This window comes from Micromonospora sp. NPDC049107 (assembly GCF_040648595.1).
In the GTDB taxonomy this organism is placed as follows: Bacteria; Actinomycetota; Actinomycetes; order Mycobacteriales; family Micromonosporaceae; genus Micromonospora.
On the sequence record NZ_JBEZEC010000002.1, the window covers coordinates 130451 to 153895 of the forward strand.

At 73.4% G+C, this 23445-nt stretch carries 23 protein-coding genes; 9 read left to right on the plus strand and 14 right to left on the minus strand.

Features of this window, described 5'->3' with window-relative positions:
* Positions 1-57 precede the first annotated feature (57 nt).
* The 3 genes from AB0B55_RS05770 to AB0B55_RS05780 form a co-directional block, all read right to left on the minus strand.
* Positions 58-408 (minus strand): DUF2203 domain-containing protein, encoded by a 351-nt coding sequence (locus AB0B55_RS05770; RefSeq protein ID WP_357126827.1) that lies wholly within the window; start codon positions 406-408, stop codon positions 58-60.
* A gap of 305 nt (positions 409-713) precedes the next feature.
* Positions 714-1133, minus strand: a complete 420-nt coding sequence (locus AB0B55_RS05775; protein WP_357170674.1) for a hypothetical protein — start codon at positions 1131-1133, stop codon at positions 714-716.
* 53 nt (positions 1134-1186) lie between these two features.
* A complete protein-coding gene (locus tag AB0B55_RS05780) occupies positions 1187-1924 on the minus strand; it encodes a hypothetical protein (protein ID WP_357170676.1) in 738 nt (245 codons plus the stop codon).
* Here AB0B55_RS05780 and AB0B55_RS05785 point away from each other — a divergent pair.
* Both AB0B55_RS05785 and AB0B55_RS05790 read left to right on the plus strand, forming a co-directional pair.
* Positions 1924-2910, plus strand: a complete 987-nt coding sequence (locus AB0B55_RS05785) for a GntG family PLP-dependent aldolase (RefSeq protein WP_357170678.1) — start codon at positions 1924-1926, stop codon at positions 2908-2910. The genes AB0B55_RS05780 and AB0B55_RS05785 overlap by 1 nt on opposite strands.
* 110 nt (positions 2911-3020) lie before the next feature.
* Positions 3021-3887, plus strand: a complete 867-nt coding sequence (locus tag AB0B55_RS05790) for a PHB depolymerase family esterase (RefSeq protein ID WP_357170680.1) — start codon at positions 3021-3023, stop codon at positions 3885-3887.
* A gap of 29 nt (positions 3888-3916) precedes the next feature.
* On the opposite strand, the gene AB0B55_RS05795 is transcribed toward AB0B55_RS05790, so the two are convergent.
* On the minus strand, positions 3917-4792 hold the full coding sequence (locus AB0B55_RS05795) for a deoxyribonuclease IV (RefSeq protein ID WP_357170683.1): 876 nt from the start codon (positions 4790-4792) through the stop codon (positions 3917-3919).
* Entirely contained in the window at positions 4792-6780 is a 1989-nt protein-coding gene (gene pknB / locus AB0B55_RS05800) for a Stk1 family PASTA domain-containing Ser/Thr kinase (protein ID WP_357170685.1), read from the minus strand. Before pknB ends, AB0B55_RS05795 begins: the two co-directional genes overlap by 1 nt.
* A gap of 191 nt (positions 6781-6971) precedes the next feature.
* On the opposite strand from pknB, the gene AB0B55_RS05805 reads away from it, so the two are divergent.
* Entirely contained in the window at positions 6972-7346 is a 375-nt protein-coding gene (locus AB0B55_RS05805; protein ID WP_357126869.1) for an Rv2175c family DNA-binding protein, read from the plus strand.
* A gap of 149 nt (positions 7347-7495) precedes the next feature.
* On the opposite strand, the gene AB0B55_RS05810 is transcribed toward AB0B55_RS05805, so the two are convergent.
* On the minus strand, positions 7496-8578 hold the full coding sequence (locus AB0B55_RS05810) for a polyprenyl synthetase family protein (RefSeq protein ID WP_357126872.1): 1083 nt from the start codon (positions 8576-8578) through the stop codon (positions 7496-7498).
* 9 nt (positions 8579-8587) lie between these two features.
* On the minus strand, positions 8588-8977 hold the full coding sequence (locus AB0B55_RS05815) for a helix-turn-helix domain-containing protein (RefSeq protein WP_357170687.1): 390 nt from the start codon (positions 8975-8977) through the stop codon (positions 8588-8590).
* 242 nt (positions 8978-9219) lie between these two features.
* Between AB0B55_RS05815 and metF the strand changes: the two genes are divergently transcribed.
* Complete coding sequence (gene metF / locus AB0B55_RS05820) at positions 9220-10137, plus strand: methylenetetrahydrofolate reductase [NAD(P)H] (RefSeq protein WP_355049438.1); 918 nt, start codon at positions 9220-9222, stop codon at positions 10135-10137.
* 21 nt (positions 10138-10158) lie between these two features.
* Positions 10159-10872, plus strand: coding sequence for a CDP-alcohol phosphatidyltransferase family protein (locus AB0B55_RS05825; protein ID WP_357170689.1), 714 nt, complete (start codon positions 10159-10161; stop codon positions 10870-10872).
* A gap of 92 nt (positions 10873-10964) precedes the next feature.
* On the opposite strand, the gene crtI is transcribed toward AB0B55_RS05825, so the two are convergent.
* From crtI to AB0B55_RS05855, 6 genes are all read right to left on the minus strand, one after another.
* Positions 10965-12452: a phytoene desaturase family protein gene (crtI, locus tag AB0B55_RS05830; protein ID WP_357170691.1), complete on the minus strand. Its 1488-nt coding sequence runs from the start codon at positions 12450-12452 to the stop codon at positions 10965-10967.
* A gap of 12 nt (positions 12453-12464) precedes the next feature.
* Positions 12465-13604 carry a glycosyltransferase family 2 protein gene (locus AB0B55_RS05835; RefSeq protein ID WP_357170693.1) on the minus strand — a complete coding sequence of 380 codons (1140 nt, stop codon included), beginning with the start codon at positions 13602-13604 and terminating at the stop codon, positions 12465-12467.
* The gene (locus AB0B55_RS05840; protein ID WP_357170695.1) at positions 13601-14449 is read right to left on the minus strand and encodes a carotenoid biosynthesis protein; all 849 of its coding nucleotides are present in this window, start codon (positions 14447-14449) and stop codon (positions 13601-13603) included. Before AB0B55_RS05840 ends, AB0B55_RS05835 begins: the two co-directional genes overlap by 4 nt.
* Positions 14446-14997 (minus strand): GNAT family N-acetyltransferase, encoded by a 552-nt coding sequence (locus tag AB0B55_RS05845; protein WP_355049443.1) that lies wholly within the window; start codon positions 14995-14997, stop codon positions 14446-14448. The genes AB0B55_RS05840 and AB0B55_RS05845 overlap by 4 nt, the downstream gene beginning before the upstream one ends.
* On the minus strand, positions 14994-15662 hold the full coding sequence (locus tag AB0B55_RS05850) for a monooxygenase (RefSeq protein WP_357127321.1): 669 nt from the start codon (positions 15660-15662) through the stop codon (positions 14994-14996). The genes AB0B55_RS05845 and AB0B55_RS05850 overlap by 4 nt, the downstream gene beginning before the upstream one ends.
* A gap of 161 nt (positions 15663-15823) precedes the next feature.
* The gene (locus tag AB0B55_RS05855) at positions 15824-16312 is read right to left on the minus strand and encodes a YbaK/EbsC family protein (RefSeq protein WP_357126892.1); all 489 of its coding nucleotides are present in this window, start codon (positions 16310-16312) and stop codon (positions 15824-15826) included.
* 453 nt (positions 16313-16765) lie between these two features.
* On the opposite strand from AB0B55_RS05855, the gene AB0B55_RS05860 reads away from it, so the two are divergent.
* The 3 genes from AB0B55_RS05860 to AB0B55_RS05870 all read left to right on the plus strand — a co-directional run bounded on the left by AB0B55_RS05860 (position 16766) and on the right by AB0B55_RS05870 (position 19692).
* Positions 16766-17215 (plus strand): SAV_6107 family HEPN domain-containing protein, encoded by a 450-nt coding sequence (locus tag AB0B55_RS05860; protein WP_234589090.1) that lies wholly within the window; start codon positions 16766-16768, stop codon positions 17213-17215.
* 96 nt (positions 17216-17311) lie between these two features.
* Positions 17312-18037 (plus strand): hypothetical protein, encoded by a 726-nt coding sequence (locus AB0B55_RS05865; RefSeq protein ID WP_355049446.1) that lies wholly within the window; start codon positions 17312-17314, stop codon positions 18035-18037.
* Positions 18034-19692 (plus strand): DNA polymerase Y family protein, encoded by a 1659-nt coding sequence (locus AB0B55_RS05870; protein WP_357170697.1) that lies wholly within the window; start codon positions 18034-18036, stop codon positions 19690-19692. Before AB0B55_RS05865 ends, AB0B55_RS05870 begins: the two co-directional genes overlap by 4 nt.
* A 1-nt stretch (position 19693) precedes the next feature.
* On the opposite strand, the gene AB0B55_RS05875 is transcribed toward AB0B55_RS05870, so the two are convergent.
* On the minus strand, positions 19694-19846 hold the full coding sequence (locus AB0B55_RS05875; RefSeq protein WP_357126899.1) for a hypothetical protein: 153 nt from the start codon (positions 19844-19846) through the stop codon (positions 19694-19696).
* Positions 19847-19998: 152 nt separating this feature from the next.
* Here AB0B55_RS05875 and AB0B55_RS05880 point away from each other — a divergent pair, with 152 nt between their 5' ends.
* Positions 19999-23364: an error-prone DNA polymerase gene (locus AB0B55_RS05880; protein ID WP_357126905.1), complete on the plus strand. Its 3366-nt coding sequence runs from the start codon at positions 19999-20001 to the stop codon at positions 23362-23364.
* Positions 23365-23445 lie beyond the last annotated feature (81 nt).

Consider the following 23445-nt stretch of genomic DNA (forward strand, 5'->3'; position numbering starts at 1 on the left):
CGGAAGACAGCCGGCTCAGAGCGGGCAACGGCCAGCTCGGAGCGGACGACGGCCCGGTCAGAGCGGGCGACGGCCGGCGAAGCCGCACTCGGCGCGGTGGTACCACCGCACATCGGAGTCGCCCTCCAGCCAGCACCAGAGCACGGCGCGGCCCTCGCGCTCGCCCGGGAAGTCGAGCAGCACCGGCGCGATGCCCTTGACCTGGATCTCGTGCTGGTGCAGCTCGTCGACGATGCCGTGCAGCCGGGCCTCCAGCCCCTTGACCTCGGCCAGCCCACCGAGCGCGCTGACCCCGTGGTCGGCCAGGTCGACGCGCAGCTCGGCCAGGTCGGCGCGGACACGGATCAGCTCGTCGACACGCGGCTGCAGGGTGGCCACCAGGTGCCGGGCCTGGGCGAGAGTGAACACGCCGCCAGTATGCGCCACGGCGGCCCCGTCGAGCTGCCCGTGGTTCGACCATCAGTTGGACGGCGTATCGCCGACCGATCGACCATGATCACGTCCCAGAGATCACGCCGGCCGATGTCCGTCCTACGCACTGCGCAAGTCAGCCTGTTCGGCCCGGACCCGATCATGGCGACGGTGGGAAAAGTGGGCATCCGCATGGAATCGTGGGCGACTGGCAGCCGGAGGCGTACAGTCCCTTGGCGTACCGATGATTCGCTCGTCGGGTTGATCGACGGGAGTCAAAGAGCCCTCCGGGCAACCAGCCTTCAGCGTTCGTTAACGCTCAGATCCCGTCCCGACATGTATATGCGGGCATTACCCTCTGCGCGGGCTCGCTGGTTTACCGTGGCCACTCCGGCGTTGCGCGCTGCCGGCACAAGCTGCTCGTCCAGGAGCCGCTTGAGCTCGTCCGCCAAACCAGGATCAGCGGCGAGCAACCGTCGCAGACGCCCCCTCCACTCTCCGGCCAACTCTTCCTCGACAGTCGGACCATCTGACCGTCGGCCCGCCAGGAGCGCGGCGCGCGCATCGTCGAGCTCACCGGAGATCACCTCGACCCGCTGTGGGTGAGCAACACCCCAGAGCGACACCATGGCCGACTTTGCCGTCTGCCACGCGTCGGTCGCCAGCAGGGTGACTACGGCGTTACCCGCAGTTGTTGCCAATTCGAACAACTGCTCGTCCATTCACTCTCCCCGATCATGTACGTCCGCTGAGGCCGCGTCCAGATCATTGCGCTTCAGCGCATGCAAGCTCGGACGCCCCGACGGCTCTCGGCTGTCATCCGGCGCATCACCTCAGCCGACCTGCCGTAAGGTTGCATCACTTCAAGAGCGTCGGCGGCCTGGCGGGCCGGCATCGCCTCCGCCACGACCGCCGCAAGGTCAAGCGAGATCCGCGACAGGACCCGCGATGCTTTCCGGATCGGCATCCGACCAACAGCGGTGCCGAGAAGATCCACCGGCAGGCTGCCCAACACATCACAGACGAGGGTGATGGGCAGATGGGTCACAGTCTCGATCACCATTTCGTCGGACATGGCGTCGAGGGCCCGCGAGACTGTCGCGGCCGGAAGGTCTGCCAGCACCCCAGCGGCGGTCTCGCCCGACAACACCGCGGTCGCCTGAATCAGCGAACTCTTTGGCAGCCGGGTCACCATCTCCACAGCGCGTGCCACCGGTGATAGCGGTGCCACCTCGATAACTTGCGCCTCGCTCAGGAGCGACATCACTCGCTGAATCGGCAACGGCGCCAGGAGTTCAGCGCAGCGCCGACCCGGCAGAGCGGCCAGCAACGAACGCACCGTGGAGTCCGGCAGCACGGAAAAGATGGCGACTGCGCGATCAGGGCGAAGTCGGCCGAGGACAGCGACGAGCATGCTGTTCGGCACAATTGCCGTCAGGCCAACGAGTGCACCGACGTCGCCCACGGACTCCAGGATCTGGGCTGCGTGGTGTGCCGGAAGCGCAGTCAGCATTGCGGCTGCGGTCTCACCGGGCACGGCCAGCAACAGATCTGCGGCCCGTCTACGGCGAGGACCCCACCGTCAACGCGCTGGAGGCCGAGGTCGCCGCGCTGTTCGGCCACGAGGCGGCGCTGTTCGCGCCGAGCGGGACGATGGCCAACCAGATCGCCCTGCAACTGCTCGTGCCGCCCGGCGAGGAGCTGTTGTGCGACGCGGACGCGCACGTCGTCACGTACGAGATCGGGGCCGCCGCCGCGTACGGCGGAATCTCCTCGCGGACCTGGCCGACCGTCGGCGCGGACATCGACCCGGAGGTGGTCGCCCGGATGATCCGTCCGGACGGCTTCTTCGCCGTGCCCACCCGTGCGATCGCCGTCGAGCAGACCCACAACCGGGGTGGCGGCGGAGTGATCCCGCTGGACACCCTGCGAGAGCTGCGCGGCGTCGCCGACGACGCGGGGGTGGCGCTGCACTGCGACGGCGCCCGGATCTGGCACGCGCACGTCGCCGACGGGGTGTCGCTGACCGAGTACGGCGGGTTGTTCGACACGCTGTCCGTCTGCCTCTCCAAGGGGCTCGGCGCGCCGGTCGGCTCGCTGGTGGTGGGCAGCGCGGAGAAGATCGCTCGGGCCCGGACGATCCGCAAGCGGATGGGTGGCGGCATGCGCCAGGCCGGCATCCTCGCCGCCGCCGGCCGGTACGCGCTCGCGCACCACGTCGACCGGCTCGCCGAGGATCACGCGAGGGCGGCCCGGCTCGCCGAGGCGGTCGCGCCGTTCGGGGTGCTCGCCACCACGGTCCGCACCAACCTCGTTCCGCTGGACCTGACCAAGCACGCGCTGGACGCCCGCGCCCTGGCCGCCGCCGCGCGCCAGGAGGGCGTACTGATCTCGGTGCTCGGCCCCCGGACCGCTCGCCTGGTCACCCACCTGGGCCTGGACGACGAGGGCCTGGACCGCGCGCTGCGGGCCCTACCCCGCATCCTGGCAGCAGCCTGAGGCCGTGATCGAGAGGTCCGGAGTCTCACCGACCGACACGAGCGTAACGGATAACTAATCCGCTTATGCTACGTTGGAGCGGATGACCCATCCACTTGAGGGGGCTCCGCATGCGCGACAGCATCACGGTGAACGGCGCCCGGCGGACGTACGAGATCATCGGGTCCGCGGACGGCAACCCCGGACGCAGTCTCGTGCTCGTCTTCCACGGATCGAAACAGACCGGGGCCAAGCACCGGAAGTTCATCGGCCGGGCCTACGACGCGCTCGCCGAGACCGGCGCGGCGGTGGTGGTCTACCTCGACGGCCACAAGGGCAACTGGAACGACGCCCGGCGGGAGAGTTCCTTCCCGGCCCGCACCGACAACAGCGACGACGTCGGTTTTGTTCGGGCGCTGATCGAGAAGGTGTCCCTCAGCCACGACATCGACCCGGCGCGGGTGTACGCGATCGGCTACTCCAACGGCGGCCAGATGGTGATCCGCCTGGCCCACGAAACTCCGGTGCTGATCGCCGGTGCGGCGGTGATCGCCGCGACCATGCCGGCACCCGAGAACTTCCTGCTCGGCGACGCGTCACCCGCGCCCATGCCGGTCCTGCTGATCAACGGCACGAAGGACCGGATCGTCCCGTACGCCGGTGGTGCGTACAGCTGGTGGGCGCGCTTGGCCTTCAAGGTCGGCGGCCGCAACCTGTCCGCGCCCGAGTCCGCAGCCTATTTCGCCGCCCATAACGGCATCACCGCACAACCCACCAGCACGAAACTGCCGGCCGCGAACGCCGCGACCTCGATCGAACGCACCGAGTACCGGCAGCCCGGGCACCCGTCGGTGGCGCTCTACACCGTGCGCGGTGGCGGGCACACCATCCCAGGGCCGGCCAAAGCGCCTGCCGTGCTGGGCAGGACCAACCAGGACGTGCAGACGGCCCGGCTCATCGACGAGTTCTTCGCCATCACCACACCGGCGCACGGCTGATGGCGACCGGCCGTACCCGTGGGTGAACCTCAGGAAGGATGACGGGCCAGGCGGCTGAGGATGGCGATGTCGGCCGCGTGGCCCAGCTGCTTCTCGCTCGGGGTCTCCACCACCACGGGGACGCCGACGGTGGCCGGATGGGCCATCAGCTCGGCGAACGCCGGCTCGCCGATGGTGCCCTTGCCGATGTTCTCGTGCCGGTCCCGGGTGGAACCGCACAGATCCTTGGAATCGTTGGCGTGCACCAGCCGCAACCGGTCGGCTCCCACGGAGGCCACCAGCGTGTCGAGGGTCGCGGTCATGCCGCCCTCGGCGGCCAGATCGTGCCCCGCCGCCCAGGCGTGGCAGGTGTCGAAGCAGACGCCGAGCATCGGATGCCGGTCCACCGCGTCGAGGTACGGCCCGAGGTGCTCAACCCGCGAGGCGAGGGAACGGCCGCCACCGGCGCTCGGCTCGACCAGCAGCATCGGTCCGCCGGCCTCGGCCGTCCAGTCGAGCAGGGGCAGCAGCTCCCGACGGACCTGCCGCATCGCCTCCTCGGCGTACCCCTCGTCGACCGCGCTGCCGGCATGGAACACCACCGCCCGCGCGCCGATGGCCACGCCCCGGCGCAGCGCGTGCGCCAGTGTCAGCGCCGACTTCTCGACGGTTGCCGGGGTGGGTGAGCCGAGGTTGACCAGCAGCGAGGCGTGGATGAACGCCGGGATGCCCCGCTCGGCGCAGCCGTCGCGGAACAGCGCGTCCTGCGCCGGGTCGCCCGGTGGCAGCGCCCAGCCCCGCGAGTTGGAGACGTACACCTGCACGGCCGCGGCGCCGGTCGCGTCCAGGTACGGCAGGGCGGCCCTGGCCAGCCCGCCGGAGGTCGGGGTGTGCGCGCCCACCGGCCGCGCCGAGATCGACGTCATCAGAAGCACGTGATGACGACCGGGGTGCCCGGAGGCACCTGCGAATTCTCCCCGGGTGCCTGGATGCGGGCCACGGCGTTCGGGTTGACGGCGACCGTCACCGGGAAGCCCTGGCTCTCCAGCACCTGCTTGGCCTGCTGGCAGGGCAGGTCGATCACCCGGGGCACCACGACCAGCGGCGGACCCTTGCTGATCTCCAGCTTGACCTCGGTGCCCTTTTCCACGCCCCCGCCGTCGGCCGGGCTCTGGCCGAGGATCTCGTCCTTGGGCTTGTCGGAGTCCTTGAAACTCTCCACCGGGACCAGGCCGAGCTGACCCAGTTTGGTGCGCGCCTCGGTCAGGCTCTTGCCCACCAGGTTCGGCACCGTCACCGGCGCCCGGCCGCGGCTCAGGATCAGCGTGATCTTCGTGCCCGGCTTGACCTCGGCGCCCACCTTCGGGTTGCTGTCCAGGACGACGCCGGCCGGCAGGGTGTCGTCATAGCGGGCGGTGCCCTTGGCGACCACCAGCTGGGCGTTGACCAGATCCGCCTCGGCCAGCTCGTACTCCTTGCCGATCACGTCCGGCACGGGGAAGCGCTCCGGGCCCAGCGAGAGGGTCAGGGTGATCGTGCCGCCCTTGACGATCTTGCTCGACGACGCCGGGCTCTGCCCCAGCACGCTGTCCTTCGGGGCCTTCTCGTCGAAGCGGGGCTCCCCGTACGCCAGGGTCAGGCCGGCGCGCTCGGCCTGGGCCTGCGCCTCGGCCTTGTTCAGGCTGACCAGTTGCGGGGCGGACGTGTAGCGGCCGACGCCGAACCACCAGCCACCCAGCGCGGCCACCAGGCCCAGCGCCACGACCACGGCCGCGAACGCCAGGCGACCCTGGGACGTGCCCAGGATCCTGGTGCGCAGCTCGGCGAACCGCGCGGCCAGACCCTCGGCGGGCTCCGGGGCGGCCCGCCGGCGACCCGGGCCCTGCGCGCCGCCCTCGGGCAGCCGCGCCCAGGTCGGCCGTTGCGCCGGGCGGATCGCGGCGACCATCATCGTCGGCTGGGAGGCCGGCGGCTCGTCGGTGATCCGCCGCAGGACGGCGGTGCTGGTGCTGTTGACGTTGCCCAACTGGTCCCGGGCCACCTGGACCTCGGCCAGCAGCGCGCCGGCGTCGGCGGGCCGGGCGGACGGGTCACGCCGGGTGGCGCGCTGCACCAGGGTGTCGAGGGCCGGCGGCAGGCCGGGCACCAGCGTCGAGGGCGCCGGCACGTCCCGGTCGACGTGCTGCCAGGCGACGTCCACGGGACGACCCCCGTCGTACGGCACCCGACCGGTGAGCATCTCGAACAGCACGATGCCGGCGGAGTAGACGTCGGTACGCGGATCGGCCCGACCCTCGGTGACCAGCTCCGGGGCGACGTACGCCACGGTGGCCATCAGTTGGTTGCCCTGCTCGTCGTCGGCGCTGGCCTCGACCGCGCGGGCGAGCCCGAAGTCGGCCACCTTGACGACGCTGTCCACCAGGTTGGCGACACCGCCGGTGGGCGCTTCGGCGACCAGGACGTTCTCGGGCTTGACGTCGCGGTGCACGAGGCCGGCCCGGTGCGCGGCGGCGATCGCGGCGAGCATCTGCTCGGCGATGGCCAGCGCCTCGTCCGGGTTGAGTCGGCGTCGTTCGGCCAGCACGTCGCGCAGCGTGCGGCCACGCACGTACTCCATCACCAGGTACGGCAGGCCGGCGTGGGTGCCCTGGTCGTAGACCGCGACCACGTTCGGGTGGGTCAGCCGGGCGATGGTCTTGGCCTCGTCGGTGAACCGGGCCACGAAGTTGGCGACCCGGGCCCGCGCCTCGGGCGCCTGGGTCGGGTGAATGATCTTGACTGCGACGGTGCGCTCGAGGCGCTCGTCGGTGGCGGTGTACACGGTCGCCATGCCACCACGGGCCACGCGACCGCGAATGCGGTAGCGCCCGTCGATCAGCGAGCCCAGCAACGTGTCGGCGACCTGTGTGTCCATCGGCAGGGAGTCTATGTGTCCAGGGGGTGAGAGTTGAACAGGATGCTACAGCCCGGAGACGCACCTGGTCCGTCCCGTCGTGACCGCCCGCCCTGAGCTGCTGCTCACCGGTGGTGCCCGCCCCGCGGACCCGGACCGGTCGTGCGGGGTGCCGATGGCTCCCGCCGCCGACGGCGTGGCAGGGTGATCGGGTGACCGAATCCGTACCCGACCCCGAGCTCGCCGGCCCCACCGACCCGTCCGGCTGGCTCACCCTGCCCGACGTCGCCGAGCGGCTCGACGTGTCGATCAGCAAGGTCCACCAGATGATCCGCGACCGGGAGCTGTTGGCGGTCCGCCGCGACGGCGTACGCCGGATACCCGCGGACCTGGTGGCCAACGCGACAGCCCTCAAACACCTGCCCGGTGTGCTCAACCTGCTGGCCGACAACGGCTACGACGACGAGGCGGCGCTGCGCTGGCTCTACGAGCGGGACGACACGCTCCCCGGCGACACTCCCGCCGCGGCCCTCTCCGGCGACCAGGCCCGCGAGATCAAACGCCGCGCCCAAGCCCTGGGCTTCTGACCGACCCGCGTGGTGTGGGGAAGCCCCCAGGCCCACGCTGCGCCGATCTTGCACTTTGTGTTGCCGTGATGGGCTGGTCTGCCCCTTATGTCGCCACCGAAAGTGCAAGATCGACGCAGCGTGGGACGGGGACGGGGACAGGCAGGGGGTTAGTCGGCTCGGCGGGTGGCGGCTATGGCCAGGTCCACCAGGGCTTGGCGGGCTTCGGTGTCCAGGTCTACGGCACTCAGGGCGGCCAGGGCCGTGTCGGTGAGCGTCACGATGCGCTGCTCGGTGCGGGTCAGGGCCCCGCTCGCGTGGATCAGCTCGCGCAGACGGGCCACACCCTGCTCGTCCAGGTCCGGGTTGCCGAGCTGACCGAGCAGCAGCTCCCGGCCCGCGTCGTCGGTGGTCTCCACGGCCGCCGCCACCAGATAGGTGCGCTTACCCTCGCGCAGGTCGTCCCCGGCAGGTTTGCCGGTCTGCGCCGGGTCGCCGAAGACTCCCAGCACGTCGTCGCGGAGCTGGAACGCCTCACCCAACGGCAACCCGTACGCCGAGTAGGTCGTCCGGATCTCCTCGCCCGCGTCGGCCAGCGCGGCGCCGAGCAGCAGCGGACGCTCGACGGTGTACTTCGCCGACTTGTACCGGGCCACCTTGCCGGCCCGCTCCAGTGAGGTGTCCCCGGTGGCCTGGGTCAGCACGTCGAGGTACTGCCCGACGGTGACCTCGGTGCGCATCTCGTCGAAGACCGGCCGGGCCCGGGCCAGCGCCCGCAGGTCCAGGCCGGCGGAGTGCAGCAGCTCGTCGGACCACACCAGGCACAGGTCGCCGAGCAGGATCGCGGCGGCGTCGCCGAACCCGTCCGCGTCGCCACCCCAGCCGGCCGCCCGGTGCCGACTGGCGAACCGCCGGTGCACCGCCGGTTCGCCCCGCCGGGTGTCGGAACGGTCCATCAGGTCGTCGTGGATGAGGGCGCTGGCCTGCACGAACTCCAGCGCGGCGAGCGCGGTGAGCACCTCGTCGCCGTCCACCCCGCCGGCGCCTCGGAATCCCCAGTACGCGAACGCCGGACGCAGGCGCTTGCCGCCACCGAGCACGAACGCCTCGATCGCCTCCGCCACCGGAACGAGGGCCTGGTCAACTCGGGTCAACCGGGCCCGCTGGCCGGCCAGGAACTCGGTGAGCGCCTCGTCGACCCGCTGCCGCAGGCCGGCGCGGTCGACGGGGGACACGGGAGCAGCATGGGTCACGCCACGACGCTAGCGGTTCGCCACGGCCCGCGCCCCACCGCCACGCGTAGTCCCGCCGGCCCGGCCCGGCCCGGTCCGCCCGCCCGGCCGCGCACCGGCCGCGCCGTGTCGGCCCGACCCGGCCGTCGTGGGCGGCCCGGTCCGCCGGGCGCGCACGGCCGCCTCGGTGAGCACCCCCGCCGGTACGTCCAGCACGACGGCAAGCCAGCCGAGCCAAAATTCACCGGGTACGCGTCGCTGCCGTTCCCACCGGGACACCTCGTTCCGACTCAACGTCGGCACACCTGCGGCGGCGCACAACTCGGCGGCGGCGCGCCGCTGACTCCACCCCCGGGCCAGCCGATGCCGGACCAGCAGTGGCCCGAGCTGCGTGCGGTACGGCGGTGGAGACGAGGTCACGGGCCCTCCCAGCGGGACGTCGACGCGGTGCCACCCCGCCGCTCGACGGCCGGGCGCACCTCGGCTGTGTGACCCCCACGCCGGAACCGGCCGCCCCCCGCCGCCTCTTCCGCGCCCCTCATTACTACCCCTGGGGTACGACGACTCTGCCCGCCCGGCCGCGCCGCGTTCGGGACCGGTCGACTCGTGCGCACGGTGGGAAGCTTCTGGGTCACGGTGGCGCCGCCCGCTAGAGTCGGGTCGTGGCGCTCGGTCTTCCCTCGGTACTCCCCAATCCGCAGCCGGCGATCGGGGCGCTCATCCGTGACCGTCAGCCGACGTTCTCGTTCGAGTTCTTCCCGCCCAAGACCGAGGCGGGGGAGCGACTGCTCTGGCAGGCGATCCGCGAGCTGGAGTCGCTGCGTCCGTCGTTCGTGTCGATCACCTACGGCGCGGGCGGTTCGACCAGGGACACCACCGTGGCGGTGACCGAGCGGATCGCCACCGACACCACCCTGCTGCCGATGGCCCACCTGACCGCCGTCAACCACTCCGTGGCCGAGCTGCGACACGTCATCGGGCGGCTCGCCGGGGTGGGGGTGCGCAACGTGCTGGCCGTGCGCGGTGACCCGCCCGGCAACCCCGGCGGCGAGTGGGTCCGGCACCCCGAGGGCGTCGACTACGCCGAGGACCTGGTCCGGCTGGTCCGTGACTCCGGCGACTTCAGCGTCGGGGTGGCGGCCTTCCCGTACAAGCACCCCCGTTCACCCGACGTGGCCAGCGACACCGCGCAGTTCGTCCGCAAGTGCCGGGCCGGCGCCGAGTTCGCGATCACCCAGATGTTCTTCGAGGCCGACGACTACCTGCGCCTGCGTGACCGGGTGGCCGCCGCCGGCTGCGCCACCCCGATCCTGGCCGGGGTGATGCCGGTGACCCAGATCGGCACCATCGAGCGGTCCGTGCAGCTCTCCGGGGCGCCCTTCCCGCCCGCGCTGGCGGCGCGTTTCGAGCGGGTGGCCGACGATCCGGAGGCGGTGCGCCAGCTCGGCATCGAGCAGGCCAGCGAGATGTGCCGCCGGCTGCTGGACGAGGGCGTCCCCGGAATCCACTTCATCACCCTCAACCGGTCCACCGCCACGCGGGAGGTCTGGCAGAACCTCAAGGCCGGCGCGCGGGTGTGAACGCGGAGTCGGCGACACCTGATGCCCGGCACGACGGTTGATCCCCAGGTGGGCACACAGCTGAACTGGGACCAGTACGCCACGGCGTGGGCGCGGCTGCACGGCGGGTTCGACCCACGGGTCGCCGCGCCGGTGGTACGCGCCTGGCTGCGGTTCGCCTACCACGTCGGGTACGTGCTGGGCCGGCTTCGGGTCGGCCCCACCCCGGTCACCGTCGTCGGGGTGCTGCTCTGCTTCTGCGTACCGTTGCTGGCGACCCGGCCGGGCGACGGCCCGTTCCTCGGCGCGTTGTTCGTGCTGCTCGCCGCCGTGGCCGACAGTGTGGACGGCGCCGTGGCCGTCGCCACCGACCGCACCACCCGGCTCGGCTACGTCTACGACTCGCTGGCCGACCGGCTCGGCGAGGTGGCCTGGCTGCTGGCGTTCTGGCTGGTCGGCGCGCCCGGCGCGCTGGTCGTCGCGGCCGGTGCGCTGTCCTGGCTGCACGAGTACGTCCGGGCCCGCGCGGCCCTGGCCGGCATGCGTGAGATCGGCGCGGTGACCGTCGGCGAACGACCCACCCGGGTCTCGGTCGCGCTGGCGGGTCTGGTGGTCGCCGGGCTGGCCGGTCTGATCCAGCCGGACCTGGCCGCCGGCACTATCACCATGGCGACCGCGGTCTGGGTGCTGCTCGCCGGCTTCGGGCTGGGGCAGTTGCTGTCCACCGTCCGCCGCGCGCTCCTCGACGCCGGCTGATCTCCCGCAGCGTTAGCCGGCTGATCTCCCGCAGCGTTAGCAAGGGGCCCTTCCTCTACCGCAGGCGTTAGTAAGGTGCCCTTCCTTACGACCTACCAGGCGGGGCCGATCTCGTCGGCGACGATCTGCGCGGAGAGGGTCACCATCGGCAGCCCGCCGCCGGGGTGGCTGGAGCCGCCCACGAGCCACAGCCCGTGCGCGGGGCCCCGGTTGGCCGGGCGGAGCAGGCCGCCGGCGGTGCCGTAGATCGTGCCGCCCGGCGCCCCGGTCGCGGTGTCCAGGTCGGCTGGGGTGCGGACCTCACGGAACAGCAGCCGGTCCCGCACGTCCACGCCGCGCTCGGCCAGCACGTCCAGGATCCGGTCGGCGTACGCGTCGGCGAGCCCCGGGCGTCGCCAGTCGACCGCCCCACCGGTGGTGCCGTGCCGGGCGGCGTTGACCAGCACGAACCACGCCTCGTGCCCGGCCGGGCGGGCCATCGGGTCGTCGGCCACGGTGACGAACACCGTCGGGTCGACAGCCGGCCGGGCCCGTACGCCTCGACCCGGGTCGCCGAAGACCGCGTCGAACTCGGCGTCGTAGTCGCGCGGGAAGAAGACGTTGTGGTGGGCCAGCCCGGTGTCGCCGGAGACGCCGAGCAGCAGCACGAAACCGGCGAGGCTGCGGTCGGCCAGGCCGGCCAGCCGGCGCGGGTGCGGCAACAGGTCACGGTAGACGGTGAGGGCGTCCACGTTGGCCACCACCACGTCGGCGGGGACCGGAGCGGCGACGCCCGCGAGGCGTACCCCGTGTACCCGGCCGCCGGTCGCGTCGATCCGGGTGACCCGGGTGTCGGTCTGCACGACCACGCCGAGGTCCAGGCAGCGGGTCAGCAGCGCGTCGGCGAGCGTGCCCAGCCCGCCGCGCAGGTACCAACCGCCGAAGGCCAGCTCGGCGTAGGGGACCGCGACCAGCGCCGCCGGGGCCCGGCGTGGGTCGGCGCCGGTGTAGGTGGCGTACCGGTCCAGCAGCATTCGCAGCCGCGGGTCGGACAGGTGCCGGCGGCCCAGGCCGCGCAGGCTGCGGCCCGGCGCGATGGCGGCCAGGTCGCCCAGCCGCCAGGCCAGCGACGCGAGGTCGCGGGGGGAGTCGACGGTGCGGCGCAGGATGTCCCGCTCGGAGGCGCGCCACACCCGTTCGGCACGGCCCCACAGCCGCTGCCAGTCGGCCGCCGCCCGGTCACCGAAGGCGGCCCCGATCCGCGCGGCGAACTCCGCCGGGTCGGCGCACGAGTCAAGGGTCGGGCCGCCGCCGGGAAAGACGTGCCGGACGATCGGGTCCAGCGGGACCAGGTCCAGGTACTCGTCGAGCTTCGCCCCGGTCGCCTCGAACAGGTCGTGGAACACCTCGGGGAGGGTGAGCAGGCTCGGCCCGGTGTCGAAGTGGAACGTCCCGGCCGGGGTGTCGTGCGCGTACCGGCCGAGCTTGCCGCCGACCGCGTCGGCCGCCTCGAAGACGGTCACCTGATGTCCGGTGGCGGCCAGCCGGGCGGCGGTGGCGAGGCCACCCATCCCGGCGCCGACGACCACGATCCGCGCCATGCCGTGCCCTCCCTAGCTGACCGGACGGCCCCGCCAGGTGAGGCGGCGTCGCTTGCGCAGATGGTACGACCGCAGGGTCAACCAGCCGAGGACCACGACCGACACGGGGTGTGCGAGCGCGTCGGGCCACCACCGGCCCCCGGTCGCGCGGGCGGTGAGCGCCCGCCCGGTGACTCCGAGCAGGTAGCCGGCCAGGCCCACGGCGGCCACCCCTGGCGCGCCGGCCACCAGCCCTCCCAGCGCGACCAGCGGCGGGGCGGTGTAGAGCAGCAGCAGCGCCGCCACCACGGCCGCCGCCGCGCCCGGGTGCCCGAACGACGCCCAGAGCGACTTCGAGTACCCGTCGCGCAGTTGCGGCCAGTCGTCGTACATCCGGCAGGTGGCCAGCCGCGACCCGTCGGCCAGGGCGATCCGACCGCCGGCCCGCTTGACCGCGCGGGCCAGCTCGACGTCCTCCAGGATCTTGTCGGCGACCGCGGCGTGCCCGCCGGCGGCGGTGTAGCCGGCCCGGTCCACCACCAGGAACTGGCCGCCCGCCGCGGCCAGCGACGGCCGCGGCGAGCGTTCCATCGCCCGCAGCGGCAGGAAGGTCAGCCAGAGCCACTGCAACAACGGCTGGACCAGCCGGTCGGCCGCCGTCGCCACCACGATCCGGGGGTACGGCGACAGCAACGTCGCGCCGGCGGCGCGTAACTCGGTGACGGCCGCCGCGACGGCGTGCGGGGCGAGCACCACGTCGGCGTCGACGAAGACCAGCGCGGTGGCCTCCGGGGCGGCCCGGGTGGCGAGCTGCCAGCAGGCGTGCGGTTTGCCCAGCCAGCCCGGTGGCGGGGCGACCCCGGTGAGCACGGTGACCCGGGGGTCGTCGCCGGCCACCGCGCGGACCACGTCGGCGGTGCCGTCGGTGGACCCGTCGTCCAGGACCACGATGCGCAGCCCGGGTACGCCCCGTTGGGCGAGCAGGGCGCGCAGGCAGGGCGTGACGCGGGTGGCCTCGTCGCGCAGCGGCAGCAGGACGGCCACCGACTCGCCGACCACGTCCGGTGCGTCGGTGGGCCGGCGCAGCCAGCGGGCCGCGTTGACCCAGGTGTGCGCGGTCAACGCGGCGACGGCGACCAGCAGGACGGACAGCAGGGCGGACAGGACGGTCATCGGGTCGCGTCGACGCCGGTACGGTCCGGCCGGTGATCCTCCTGGCGGGTCTCGCCGTCCCGGCGGGCACGCAGCAGCGTCACCGTCAGCGGCACGGCGGTGACCGCCATGCCGGCGGCGCCCCAGAGCGCCGAGGCGGGCAGGTCCAGAAAGACGGCGTGGGCCAGGATGCTGGAGAAGTACGTCCACAGGTAGAGCGCGACCATCGGGTGGTCCCGCCGGTCGGTGCGTTCGGCGGTCGGACCGGCCAGCGGGCGCAGCGCGCTCATCAGCAGCACCGCGAAGAGCAGCCAACCCAGGTAGTTGCTGACCGGGATGCCGGTCAGGCCGGGCAGCGCGGGGGTGGCGTCACGCCAGACCCAGTAGCCCTCGGCGACCATCTGCGGGTCGAGGAAGAGGTCCCACGCCGCCAGCCCCAGCGCGGCCAGCGCGATCCTGCCCACCCACCGCCCGGCCGTCGTGCCACCACCTGCCGTGCCGCCGCCGGTCAGGCGGACCGCGGCCAGCCAGGCCGGCCAGGCCATCCAGGTCCAGGCCAGCGGGATGATCAGCGGTACGCCGGCCAGCTTGGGACCCAGCTCGCCCGAGTAGTCGTAGCTGCCGAACGGCACACCGGTGGCCACCCCGATCGCCTCGATCGCGAACCCACCGCCGGTGGCCACCGCGACCAACGCCGCCGCCACCCGGGGGCCCCGACTGAGCAGCGCGTGACCGACCGAGAGCAGCCAGCCGAGCACGACGGTGGCCACGGTCAGCCCGGCCCGGGTCGCGCCGGTGGTCAGCGGGTAGCAGATCTGGGCGAACACCAGGACGCCGAGCAGCGTCCAGGAGATCCGCCGGGTCATGACGCCGGGGGATCGAGCGGCAGGTCCCGACCGAGTACGCCGAACGGCCGCTCGTCACCCGGAAAGTGGAAGTCGCGCAGCACGTCGACGAAGCCGAAGCGCCGGTACAGCCGCCAGGCCCGCGAGGTCTGCTCCTCCGCCTCCGGGGTGGACAGCAGCGTGGTGTCGCCCTCGGCCATCGTGAGCAGCGCCCGCAACTGGCCGGCGCCCAGGCCGTGCCCCTGCGCGGGCGGGCGGACGTGCAGCTCGACCACCTCGAAGCAGTGGGTGAGCCAGCGCTTGCGGGTCGGGCCGTCCAGCGCCCGGTGCACCTGGTCGTGCCACCACTGGCCGGCGCTGCCCAGATAGCCGTACCCGAAGCCGGCGAGGTGACCCTCGCTGGTCAGGCTGGCCACGGCCCGGAACCCCGGCCGGCGGACGTGGGTGGCGATGTAGCCGCGCCGGGCCTCCAACAGGTCGGTGCGGTACCCCATCGCCTCGCCGTAGACGGCCACCACATCGTCCAGTCGTCGGACGAGGTCGTCCGGCGTCCAGCGCACCAACCTCATGCCCGTCCACCCTTCCCTGTCGCCTGGTCGCCGTCGTCGGCGACCCACCCGAGGACCGTCCGGTCGCCGACCACGTCACGTACCTCGAACCGGGCGAACAGCTCCTCGGCGTACCAACCCGCGGTGGGGGTTCGCATGATCGCCGCCCGATGCTCCGGGTGACGGTACGCGAACGCCACCAGGTCCGTCGGGTCGCGCCACACGCTGACCGTGCCCTGCCAGCCCAACGGGGCCTCGCCCACGCCGAACCGGGCGAGCAACCCCGGCGCGTCGCGCAGGGCCGCCGCCACCGGCGGGATCGCCCGCCAGAAGGTGGCCGCCCGACGTGCCCGCAACCGGGCCCGCGTCAACGCCAACACCGGCCCGGCCACCCGACCGCCCGGTGGTTCGCCGAACGGCCGCTCGCCCGACCACTCGCCACGGCTGCTCAGCGGACGCAGGTCGACCCGGACCTGCGCCTGGGCGATGCGCGCCCAGGCCCGCCCGACCGGCGAGTCGTCGAAGCCGGCCGCCGCGGTGGGGGAGTCCCAGACGGTCAGCGTCGCCCACCTGGTGAGGTCGGCGTCACCCGGGCCGAAGCCGGTGCCCGTCCCGGTGCCCAGCAGCTTGCCGAACCGGACGCCCGGCAGGGCGCGCAGCCGACGCGGATCCACCGCCATCCTCATCAGCGCCCGGGGCAGCGCGCTCCGGGCGGTCCGCCACACGTGCAGGGTGACCAGCTCCGGTACGGCGCTGCTGGGCCGGCTGGTTCGCTCGCTCACGCCACCGCTTCGCGGCGGCGCGAGCGCATCGCTGCTGTGCCGGCTGGTTCGCTCGCTTCGCTCGCTCACGCCACCTCGGCCGGGATGCCGGCGGTGACGCGCAGCAGTTCGGCGTAGGTGGTCGGGAAGACCGCCTGCGGCACGCCGCCCGCCGCCCAGATCTGTGGGTACGTCGCCAGCGCCGTGTCCACCAGGGTGCGCAGCGCCCGAGGGTGCCCGAGCGGGGCGACCCCGCCGATCGGCTGGCCGGTGTGCTCGCGGACGAACTCCGGGGTGGCCCGGCGCAGCCGGGTGACGCCGATGGACGCGGCCAGACCGGCGGTGTCCACCCGGTGCGCGCCGGAGGTGAGCACGAGCAGCGGCGCGTCGTCCGCGTCGAAGATCAGCGAGTTGGCGATCTGGCCCACCTCGACGCCGAGCGTCTCGGCGGCGGCTACCGCGGTGTGCACCGCGTCGGGCAGGAGTCGGACCGTGCTGGGCTGACCGGCGTCGTCGAGCGCGCCGGCGCCGTCCAGCGCGTCCTGCACCGCCCGTACGTTCGGGTGTGGCTGCATCCCGTCATTCTTCCCGGTCTGTGTGCGCCGGTTCACGTCGGCACACGTCACGGCGAGTCCTGGCGCGTCACACGTTGCATTTTCGTCGGAGGGGAGGTGTACTGTCAGCAGCAGTTAGAACGAGTGTTCGATTGTCTCGAACGCTCGTTCCAACCAGCCGGAGCGCGGTGTTTCGCGGCGCCAGTTCCGGCCGGTGCGGCTCCGCGGGCCGCACCTGGGTTTCCGGGCAGTCGCGAGCCCGGTCCCATCAGGCAGGAGCGTCGCCCGCCGCCCACGACCCCCGGGCGGCGGGCGACGAACCCGCCGGTACGCCGGCCGGGTGTGGTGTGGGGAAGCATCCACACCCGGCCGGCCACCCCTGGTGCGTCTTCCTCCGCACCCACCCGACCTCGGCGTCTCGTCGGCGGCACCACCGCCCCGACCGACACCCCGGCCACGTGGAGGAGACAGTCCATGCCGACCAACCCGGCTCAGGCACCGACGGTGCCGGCGCACGTGCTGCCGCACCGCACCCCTGCCCAGCTCCTCACCCTGGCCCGCCGTGGGCTGGTCGAGGCCGGCCAGACCCGACCCGACGGCCTGCGCTACGCGGCCGCCCACCTGGCGGCGCTGCGCGCGGCGGCCGCCCTGCTCGCCGCCCGGGCCCGTCCCGCCCCGAGCCGGCGCAACCGGATCACCAGCGTCTGGGTCCTGCTCTGCGCCGTCGCCCCCGAGCTCGACGAGTGGGCCCGGTTCTTCGCGGCCGGGGCCAGCAAGCGAGCCGCCGCCGAAGCCGGCATCCCCCGGGTGGTCAGCGCCCGGGAGGCCGATGACCTGCTCCGCGCCGCCGAACAGTTCGTCACGGTGGTGGAGACCGCGCTCGGCGTGGCACACCAACCAGCCCTGGACGGCCTCGCGGCGTGAGACCGCCGTGACGCCGGCCGCCTGGAAGGGAAGCCGGGCGGCCGGCGTCACGGTGCGGCCTGATCTGTTCCACAGCAACGACGGGGGGTTGGTCCAATGGCGGGCCGCATGGTGGTGGGTTCCGCCGCGCTGGCCGATCTGGTACGCCCAGCGAGCGCGCCCGATCCGGTGGGCGGCCACCGCGTGCTACCGGTGACGCCTGAGCTGACCGGCCTGTTGCCCAACCGGGGTCTACGCCGGGGCAGCACGATCGCTGTCGCTGCCGGTCAGCCCCGCCGCAGTGGGGGTACCTCGCTGGTGCTCGCACTGCTGGCCGAGGCGTCCCGGGCCGGCTCGTGGTGTGCGGTGGTCGGGGTGCCGACGTTCGGCGCGGGTGCGGCGGCCGAGCTGGGCATCTCCCTGGACCGGCTCGCCCTGGTGCCGAATCCGGGTCCCGAGTGGGCCACCGTGGTCGCCGCGTTGATCGACGGGGTGGACGTCGTGGTCACCGCCGTACCGGCCGCGGTCTCCGCCTCGGTCGCCACCCGGCTGGCCGCCCGGGCCCGGCAGCGCGGCAGCGTGCTCGTCCCGTACGGCCGGTGGGACGGCGCGGACGTGACGCTGCAGGTGGTCCGCGGGGTCTGGGAAGGGCTCGGTCAGGGTCGGGGGCGGCTGCGCCGCCGGGAGGTCACCGTGTCGGCGCGCGGGCGGGGAGCAGCCGCCCGCCCCAAGGAGATCAAGGTCTGGCTCCCCGACGCCGAGCTCACCCGCGTCATTCCCCGGACGGTGCGATCGACCGTGGGCCGACCGTCCGGGCCGCTCGCCCTGGTCGGGTCGGGGTGACCGGCTCGCCGACCCGGACCCTGCTGCTGTGGTGCCCGGACTGGCCGGTGCTCGCCGCCGAGATCGTCGACGGGATACCAGCCACCGGCCCGGTCGCCGTCCTGCACGCCAACCGGGTGGTCGCGTGCTCCGAGCGGGCCCGCGCCGAAGGCGTACGCCGAGGGCTGCGCAAGCGGGAGGCGCAGGGTCGTTGCCCGCAGCTCACCGTCGTGGACTACGACCCTGGCCGGGACGCCCGGGCGTTCGAGCCGGTGGTCGCCGCGTTGGAGGAACTGGTGGCCGGTGTCGAGGTGGTCCGGCCGGGCGCCTGTGCGGTTGCCGCCCGGGGCCCGAGTCGCTACCTCGGCGGTGAGGAGGCGGCCGCCGAACGGCTCATCGAGCACGTCGCCCAGTCGTGTCTGGTGGAGAGCCAGGTGGGCATCGCCGACGGGGTGTTCGCCGCGGGGCTGGCCGCCCGCACCGGCCGGGTGGTGGCGCCGGGTGGGACGCCGGCGTTCCTGGCCGGGATGCCGGTCGAGGCGCTCGGTCGGTCCGCGCTGGCTGACCTGCTGCGCCGGCTGGGGGTGCGGACCCTCGGTGACTTCGCCGCGCTACCGGCCGGCGACGTGCTGGCCCGCTTCGGGTTCGACGGCGCGCTGGCCCACCGGCTGGCCGCCGGCCGGGACCACCGCCCGCTCGCCGTCCGGCAGCCGCCGGCCGACCTGACGGTGACCGCCGGGTACGACGATCCGATCGACCGGGTCGACGCGGCGGCGTTCGCCGCCCGTGCCCTGGCCGAGCAGTTGCACGCCCGGCTCGCCGGGCACGGGCTGGCCTGCACCCGACTCGGCATCGAGGCGGTTACCGAGCACGGGCAGGAGCTGCACCGGGTGTGGCGGCACGACGGTCTGCTCACCGCCGCCGCCATCGCCGACCGGGTGCGTTGGCAGCTCGACGGCTGGCTCTCCGGCAGCAGCGGTCGCGCCGGCGCCCGCCCGGCCCGCCCGACGTCCGGGATCATCCGACTGCGGCTGATCCCGGACGGGGTGGTCGCCCAGGCCGGCCTGCAGACCGGCCTCTGGGGGGAGACCGGCGAGGAGCGGGAGCGGGCGCACCGGGCATTGAGCCGCGTACAGGGCATCCTCGGCCCGGAGGCGGTGGTCACGGCGGTGCTCGGTGGCGGGCGTTCTCCGGCCGACCAGGTGCGCCTCGTGCCGTGGGGCGACGAGCGGCTCCCGACCCGACCCGGCCCACCGGCCGTCGCCGGCGTGGGCATGGGTACTGGTGCCGGTGCGGACACCGGCGCAGGCGCAGGCATGGGTGCGGGCGCAGGCATGGGTGCGGGTATTCCGCCGTGGCCGGGTCGGTTGCCGCCGCCCGCGCCCGCCGTGGTGCTGCCCAGCCCACTCGCCGCGACCGTGCACGACGCCGCCGGCGAGCCGGTGGTGATCAGCGCGCGGTTGGCGGTGAGCGCCCCACCGGCCCGACTGGTGGTCGGCGCCGGTCAGCCGGCGGAGATCGTGGGTTGGGCCGGGCCGTGGCCGGTGGACGAGCGCTGGTGGGCGCCGGCCGAGGCCCACCGCCGGGCCCGGTTCCAGGTCAGCCTCGCCGACGGTGCCGCTCTGCTGCTCGCCGTGGAGTCGGGGCAGTGGCTGGTGGAGGCGATCTATGACTGAGTCAGATCGGCCCCTGACCGGTGTCGCCTGGCGCGGCGTCGCCTGGCGCGGCGTCGGCGGGCTCGGTGTCGGCGAGTCCGGTGTTGGTCGGCCCGGCGCTGGCCGGCCCGGCGCTGGCCGGAGAGCAGATGTCCTCATGAGCGTGATGACTCACCGGCATCTTGATGCCTGTGAGTCATCACGCTCATCGCACCTCTCGCCGCGGGCGGGGAGCGCCAACGCCAACGCCAGCGACGCCTGGAACGTCTCGGCCAGCGTCGGACGGACCAGCGCCGCCAGCGCCGCCGGGGTGGCCGGGGTGGCCGGATGAGTTTTCACAACCCGAAGATGCCCTGGTCGGAGCTGGAGAGCGTGCTCTCCGGCCGGGCCGGCGGCGGACGGCCGCGCGCCGAGCGGCACCTGCACGTGGTGGATCCGCTCGCCGTGGACGCCGACGGCGGTGACTCGCCGGCCTGGAGTCGCCACCGCGAGCGGTACGAGCCGCCGGAGCTGGCCCGTCCCGACGGCGTGGTGCCCTACGCCGAGCTGCACGCGCACACCAACTTCAGTTTCCTCGACGGCGCGAGCCACCCCGAGGAGTTGGCCGAGGAGGCGGCCCGGTTGGGGCTCACCGCGTTGGCCGTCACCGACCACGACGGCTTCTACGGGGTGGTCCGGTTCGCCGAGGCGGCCCGTACGCTGGGCCTGCCGACCATCTTCGGCGCGGAGCTGTCCCTCGGGCTACCGGGCCCGCAGAACGGCGAACCCGACCCGCACGGCGCGCACCTGCTGGTGCTGGCGCACGGCCATGAGGGGTACGCCCGGCTGGCCACCACCATCGCCCGCGCCCAGCTACGCGGCGGGGAGAAGGGCCGCCCGGTCTACGGGGAGCTGGAGGAGGTCGCCGCCGAGCTGCGCGACCACGTGCTGGTGCTGACCGGCTGCCGCAAGGGGCACGTGCCGGGCGCGCTGCTCACCGAGGGGGTGGACGCGGCGGCCCGCGAGCTGGACCGGTTGACTGCGCTCTTCGGCGCGGAGACGGTGGCGGTGGAGTTGACCGACCACGGTCATCCGGTCGACGCCGACCGCAACGACGCGCTCGCCGAGCTGGCCGCCGCGGCCGGGCTGCCGACGGTGGCCAGCAACAACGTGCACTACGCCAGTCCCGGCCGGAGGCGGTTGGCCACCACGGTCGCCGCGGTGCGGGCCCGGCGCAGCCTGGACGAGATCGACGGTTGGTTGCCCGCGGCGGCCACCGCCCACCTGCGCAGCGGCGCGGAGATGGCGGCGCGGTTCGCCGCGTACCCGGGCGCGGTGGCGCGGGCCGCCGAGTTCGGCGCCGAACTGGCCTTCGACCTCCAACTCGTCGCGCCGCAGCTGCCGGCGTACCCGGTGCCGCCGGGGCACACCGAGATGAGCTGGCTGCGCAAGCTGACCGCCGACGGCGCCCGGGAGCGCTACGGTCCGCCGCAGGCGCACCCCGCGGCGTACGCGCAGCTCGACCACGAGCTGAACATGATCGAGGAGTTGGGCTTCCCCGGCTACTTCCTGGTGGTCTACGACATCGTCTCGTTCTGCCGCGAGAAGGACATCTACTGCCAGGGCCGGGGCTCGGCGGCCAACTCGGCGGTCTGCTACGCGCTGCGGATCACCAACGTGGACGCCGTCCGGCACCGGCTGCTCTTCGAGCGGTTCCTCGCCCCGGAGCGGGACGGCCCGCCGGACATCGACGTGGACATCGAGTCCGACCGGCGGGAGGAGGTGATCCAGCACGTCTACACCCGCTACGGCCGGGAGCACGCCGCCCAGGTCGCCAACGTCATCTCCTACCGGCCCCGGTCCGCGGTGCGGGACGTGGCCAAGGCGTTCGGCTTCTCACCCGGTCAGCAGGACGCCTGGAGCAAGCAGATCGACAGGTGGGGTTCGGTCGCCACGGTCGACGTCGAGGGCATCCCGGAGCAGGTGGTGGAGTACGCCAACGAGTTGCAGACGTTCCCCCGGCACCTGGGTATCCACTCGGGCGGGATGGTGATCTGTGACCGTCCGGTGATCGAGGTCTGCCCGGTGGAGTGGGGGCGGATGCCCGGACGCAGCGTCCTGCAGTGGGACAAGGACGACTGCGCCGCCGTGGGCCTGGTGAAGTTCGACCTGCTCGGCCTGGGCATGCTCTCCGCCCTGCACTACGGCTACGACATGATCGGGTCCCGGCTGGATCTCGGCGACATGACGCTTGACGATCCCGAGGTCTACGACATGCTCTGCCGGGCGGACTCGGTCGGGGTGTTCCAGGTGGAGAGCCGCGCCCAGATGGCCACCCTGCCGCGGCTCAAGCCCCGCGAGTTCTACGACCTGGTGGTCGAGGTGGCGCTGATCCGTCCCGGCCCGATCCAGGGCGGTTCGGTGCACCCGTTCATCCGGCGTAAGAACGGTCAGGAGCCGGTGACCTTCGCCCACCCGTTGATGCGTAACGCGCTGGAGAAGACCCTGGGGGTGCCGCTGTTCCAGGAGCAGTTGATGCAGCTCGCCATCGACCTGGCCGGTTTCGACGCGGCCGAGGCCGACCAGTTGCGCCGGGCGATGGGCGCGAAACGGTCGGTCGAGCGGATGACCCGCATCGCCGACCGGCTCTACGCCGGGATGGCCGAGCGGGGCATCACCGGCGAGCTGGCCGACGACGTCTACCGCAAGCTCACCGCGTTCGCCAGCTACGGCTTCCCGGAGAGCCACGCGATGAGCTTCGCCTACCTGGTGTACGCCAGCTCGTGGCTCAAGCGCTACCACCCGGCCCCGTTCCTGGCGGCGCTGCTCAACGCCCAGCCGATGGGCTTCTACTCGCCGCAGACCCTGGTCGACGACGCCCGCCGGCACGGGGTGGAGGTCCGCCGCCCGGACATCAACGCCAGCGGTGCTCTGGCGGTGCTCGAGTCCACCCCGGACACCCGGTGGGGCAGCGAGCCGGGGGAGCCGCCGCACGCCTGGGGGCTGGGCGGTCCGGCCGTCCGACTGGGGCTGTCCAGCGTACGTACCCTCGGATCGGACGTGGCCGAGCGGATCGAGGCCGAGCGGACGGCCGGTGGGGCGTACCGTGACATGCCGGATCTGGCCCGGCGGGTCGGACTGACCGCCGCGCAGCTGGAGGCGCTGGCCACCGCGGACGCCTTCGCCTGTTTCGGGCTGACCCGGCGGGAGGCGCTGTGGGCCGCCGGCGCGGCGGCCCAGGACCGACCGGGCCGGCTGCCCGGCACGGTGACCGGCGCGACGGCGCCCACGCTGCCCGGCATGGAGGCCGTGGATCGGCTGGTAGCGGACGTGTGGGCCACCGGGTTGTCGCCGGAGAGCCATCCGGCCCGGTTCATCCGGGGGCAGCTCGACGTGCTGGGGGCGGTGCCGATCGCCCGGCTCGGCCGGGTGGAGCCGGGCCAGCGGATCCGGGTCGGTGGCATCGTCACCCATCGACAGCGCCCGGCGACCGCTGGTGGGGTGACCTTCCTCAACCTGGAGGACGAGACCGGGATGTTGAACGTGACCTGTTCGCCGGGTCTGTGGCAGCGTTATCGGCGGGTGGCCCGCACCAGCGCCGCGCTGGTGGTCCGGGGACGACTGCAACGCCACGAGGGAGTGACCAACCTGGTCGCCGACCGGTTGGACGCCATCGAGCCGCCGGTCAGTCCCGCCTCCCGCGACTTCCGCTGAACAGTGATCCACATTACGGTTTCTGTCGCCGCGGAGCGGGAGACTCGTCCTGAGCGGGCAGAGCGGCCCGTGATCCGTGAG

What these genes read in the sequence shown, in the direction of transcription:
- AB0B55_RS05775 (WP_357170674.1), bottom strand. Translation starts at nt 1,133, where the DNA reads ATGGACGAGCAGTTGTTCGAATTGGCAACAACTGCGGGTAACGCCGTA.
- AB0B55_RS05780 (WP_357170676.1), bottom strand. Translation starts at nt 1,924, where the DNA reads ATGCTGACTGCGCTTCCGGCACACCACGCAGCCCAGATCCTGGAGTCC.
- AB0B55_RS05790 (WP_357170680.1), top strand. Translation starts at nt 3,021, where the DNA reads ATGCGCGACAGCATCACGGTGAACGGCGCCCGGCGGACGTACGAGATC.
- AB0B55_RS05795 (WP_357170683.1), bottom strand. Translation starts at nt 4,792, where the DNA reads ATGACGTCGATCTCGGCGCGGCCGGTGGGCGCGCACACCCCGACCTCC.
- pknB (WP_357170685.1), bottom strand. Translation starts at nt 6,780, where the DNA reads ATGGACACACAGGTCGCCGACACGTTGCTGGGCTCGCTGATCGACGGG.
- AB0B55_RS05825 (WP_357170689.1), top strand. Translation starts at nt 10,159, where the DNA reads ATGCCCGGCACGACGGTTGATCCCCAGGTGGGCACACAGCTGAACTGG.
- crtI (WP_357170691.1), bottom strand. Translation starts at nt 12,452, where the DNA reads ATGGCGCGGATCGTGGTCGTCGGCGCCGGGATGGGTGGCCTCGCCACC.
- AB0B55_RS05835 (WP_357170693.1), bottom strand. Translation starts at nt 13,604, where the DNA reads ATGACCGTCCTGTCCGCCCTGCTGTCCGTCCTGCTGGTCGCCGTCGCC.
- AB0B55_RS05840 (WP_357170695.1), bottom strand. Translation starts at nt 14,449, where the DNA reads ATGACCCGGCGGATCTCCTGGACGCTGCTCGGCGTCCTGGTGTTCGCC.
- AB0B55_RS05845 (WP_355049443.1), bottom strand. Translation starts at nt 14,997, where the DNA reads ATGAGGTTGGTGCGCTGGACGCCGGACGACCTCGTCCGACGACTGGAC.
- AB0B55_RS05850 (WP_357127321.1), bottom strand. Translation starts at nt 15,662, where the DNA reads ATGAGGATGGCGGTGGATCCGCGTCGGCTGCGCGCCCTGCCGGGCGTC.
- AB0B55_RS05855 (WP_357126892.1), bottom strand. Translation starts at nt 16,312, where the DNA reads ATGCAGCCACACCCGAACGTACGGGCGGTGCAGGACGCGCTGGACGGC.
- AB0B55_RS05860 (WP_234589090.1), top strand. Translation starts at nt 16,766, where the DNA reads ATGCCGACCAACCCGGCTCAGGCACCGACGGTGCCGGCGCACGTGCTG.
- AB0B55_RS05865 (WP_355049446.1), top strand. Translation starts at nt 17,312, where the DNA reads ATGGCGGGCCGCATGGTGGTGGGTTCCGCCGCGCTGGCCGATCTGGTA.
- AB0B55_RS05880 (WP_357126905.1), top strand. Translation starts at nt 19,999, where the DNA reads ATGAGTTTTCACAACCCGAAGATGCCCTGGTCGGAGCTGGAGAGCGTG.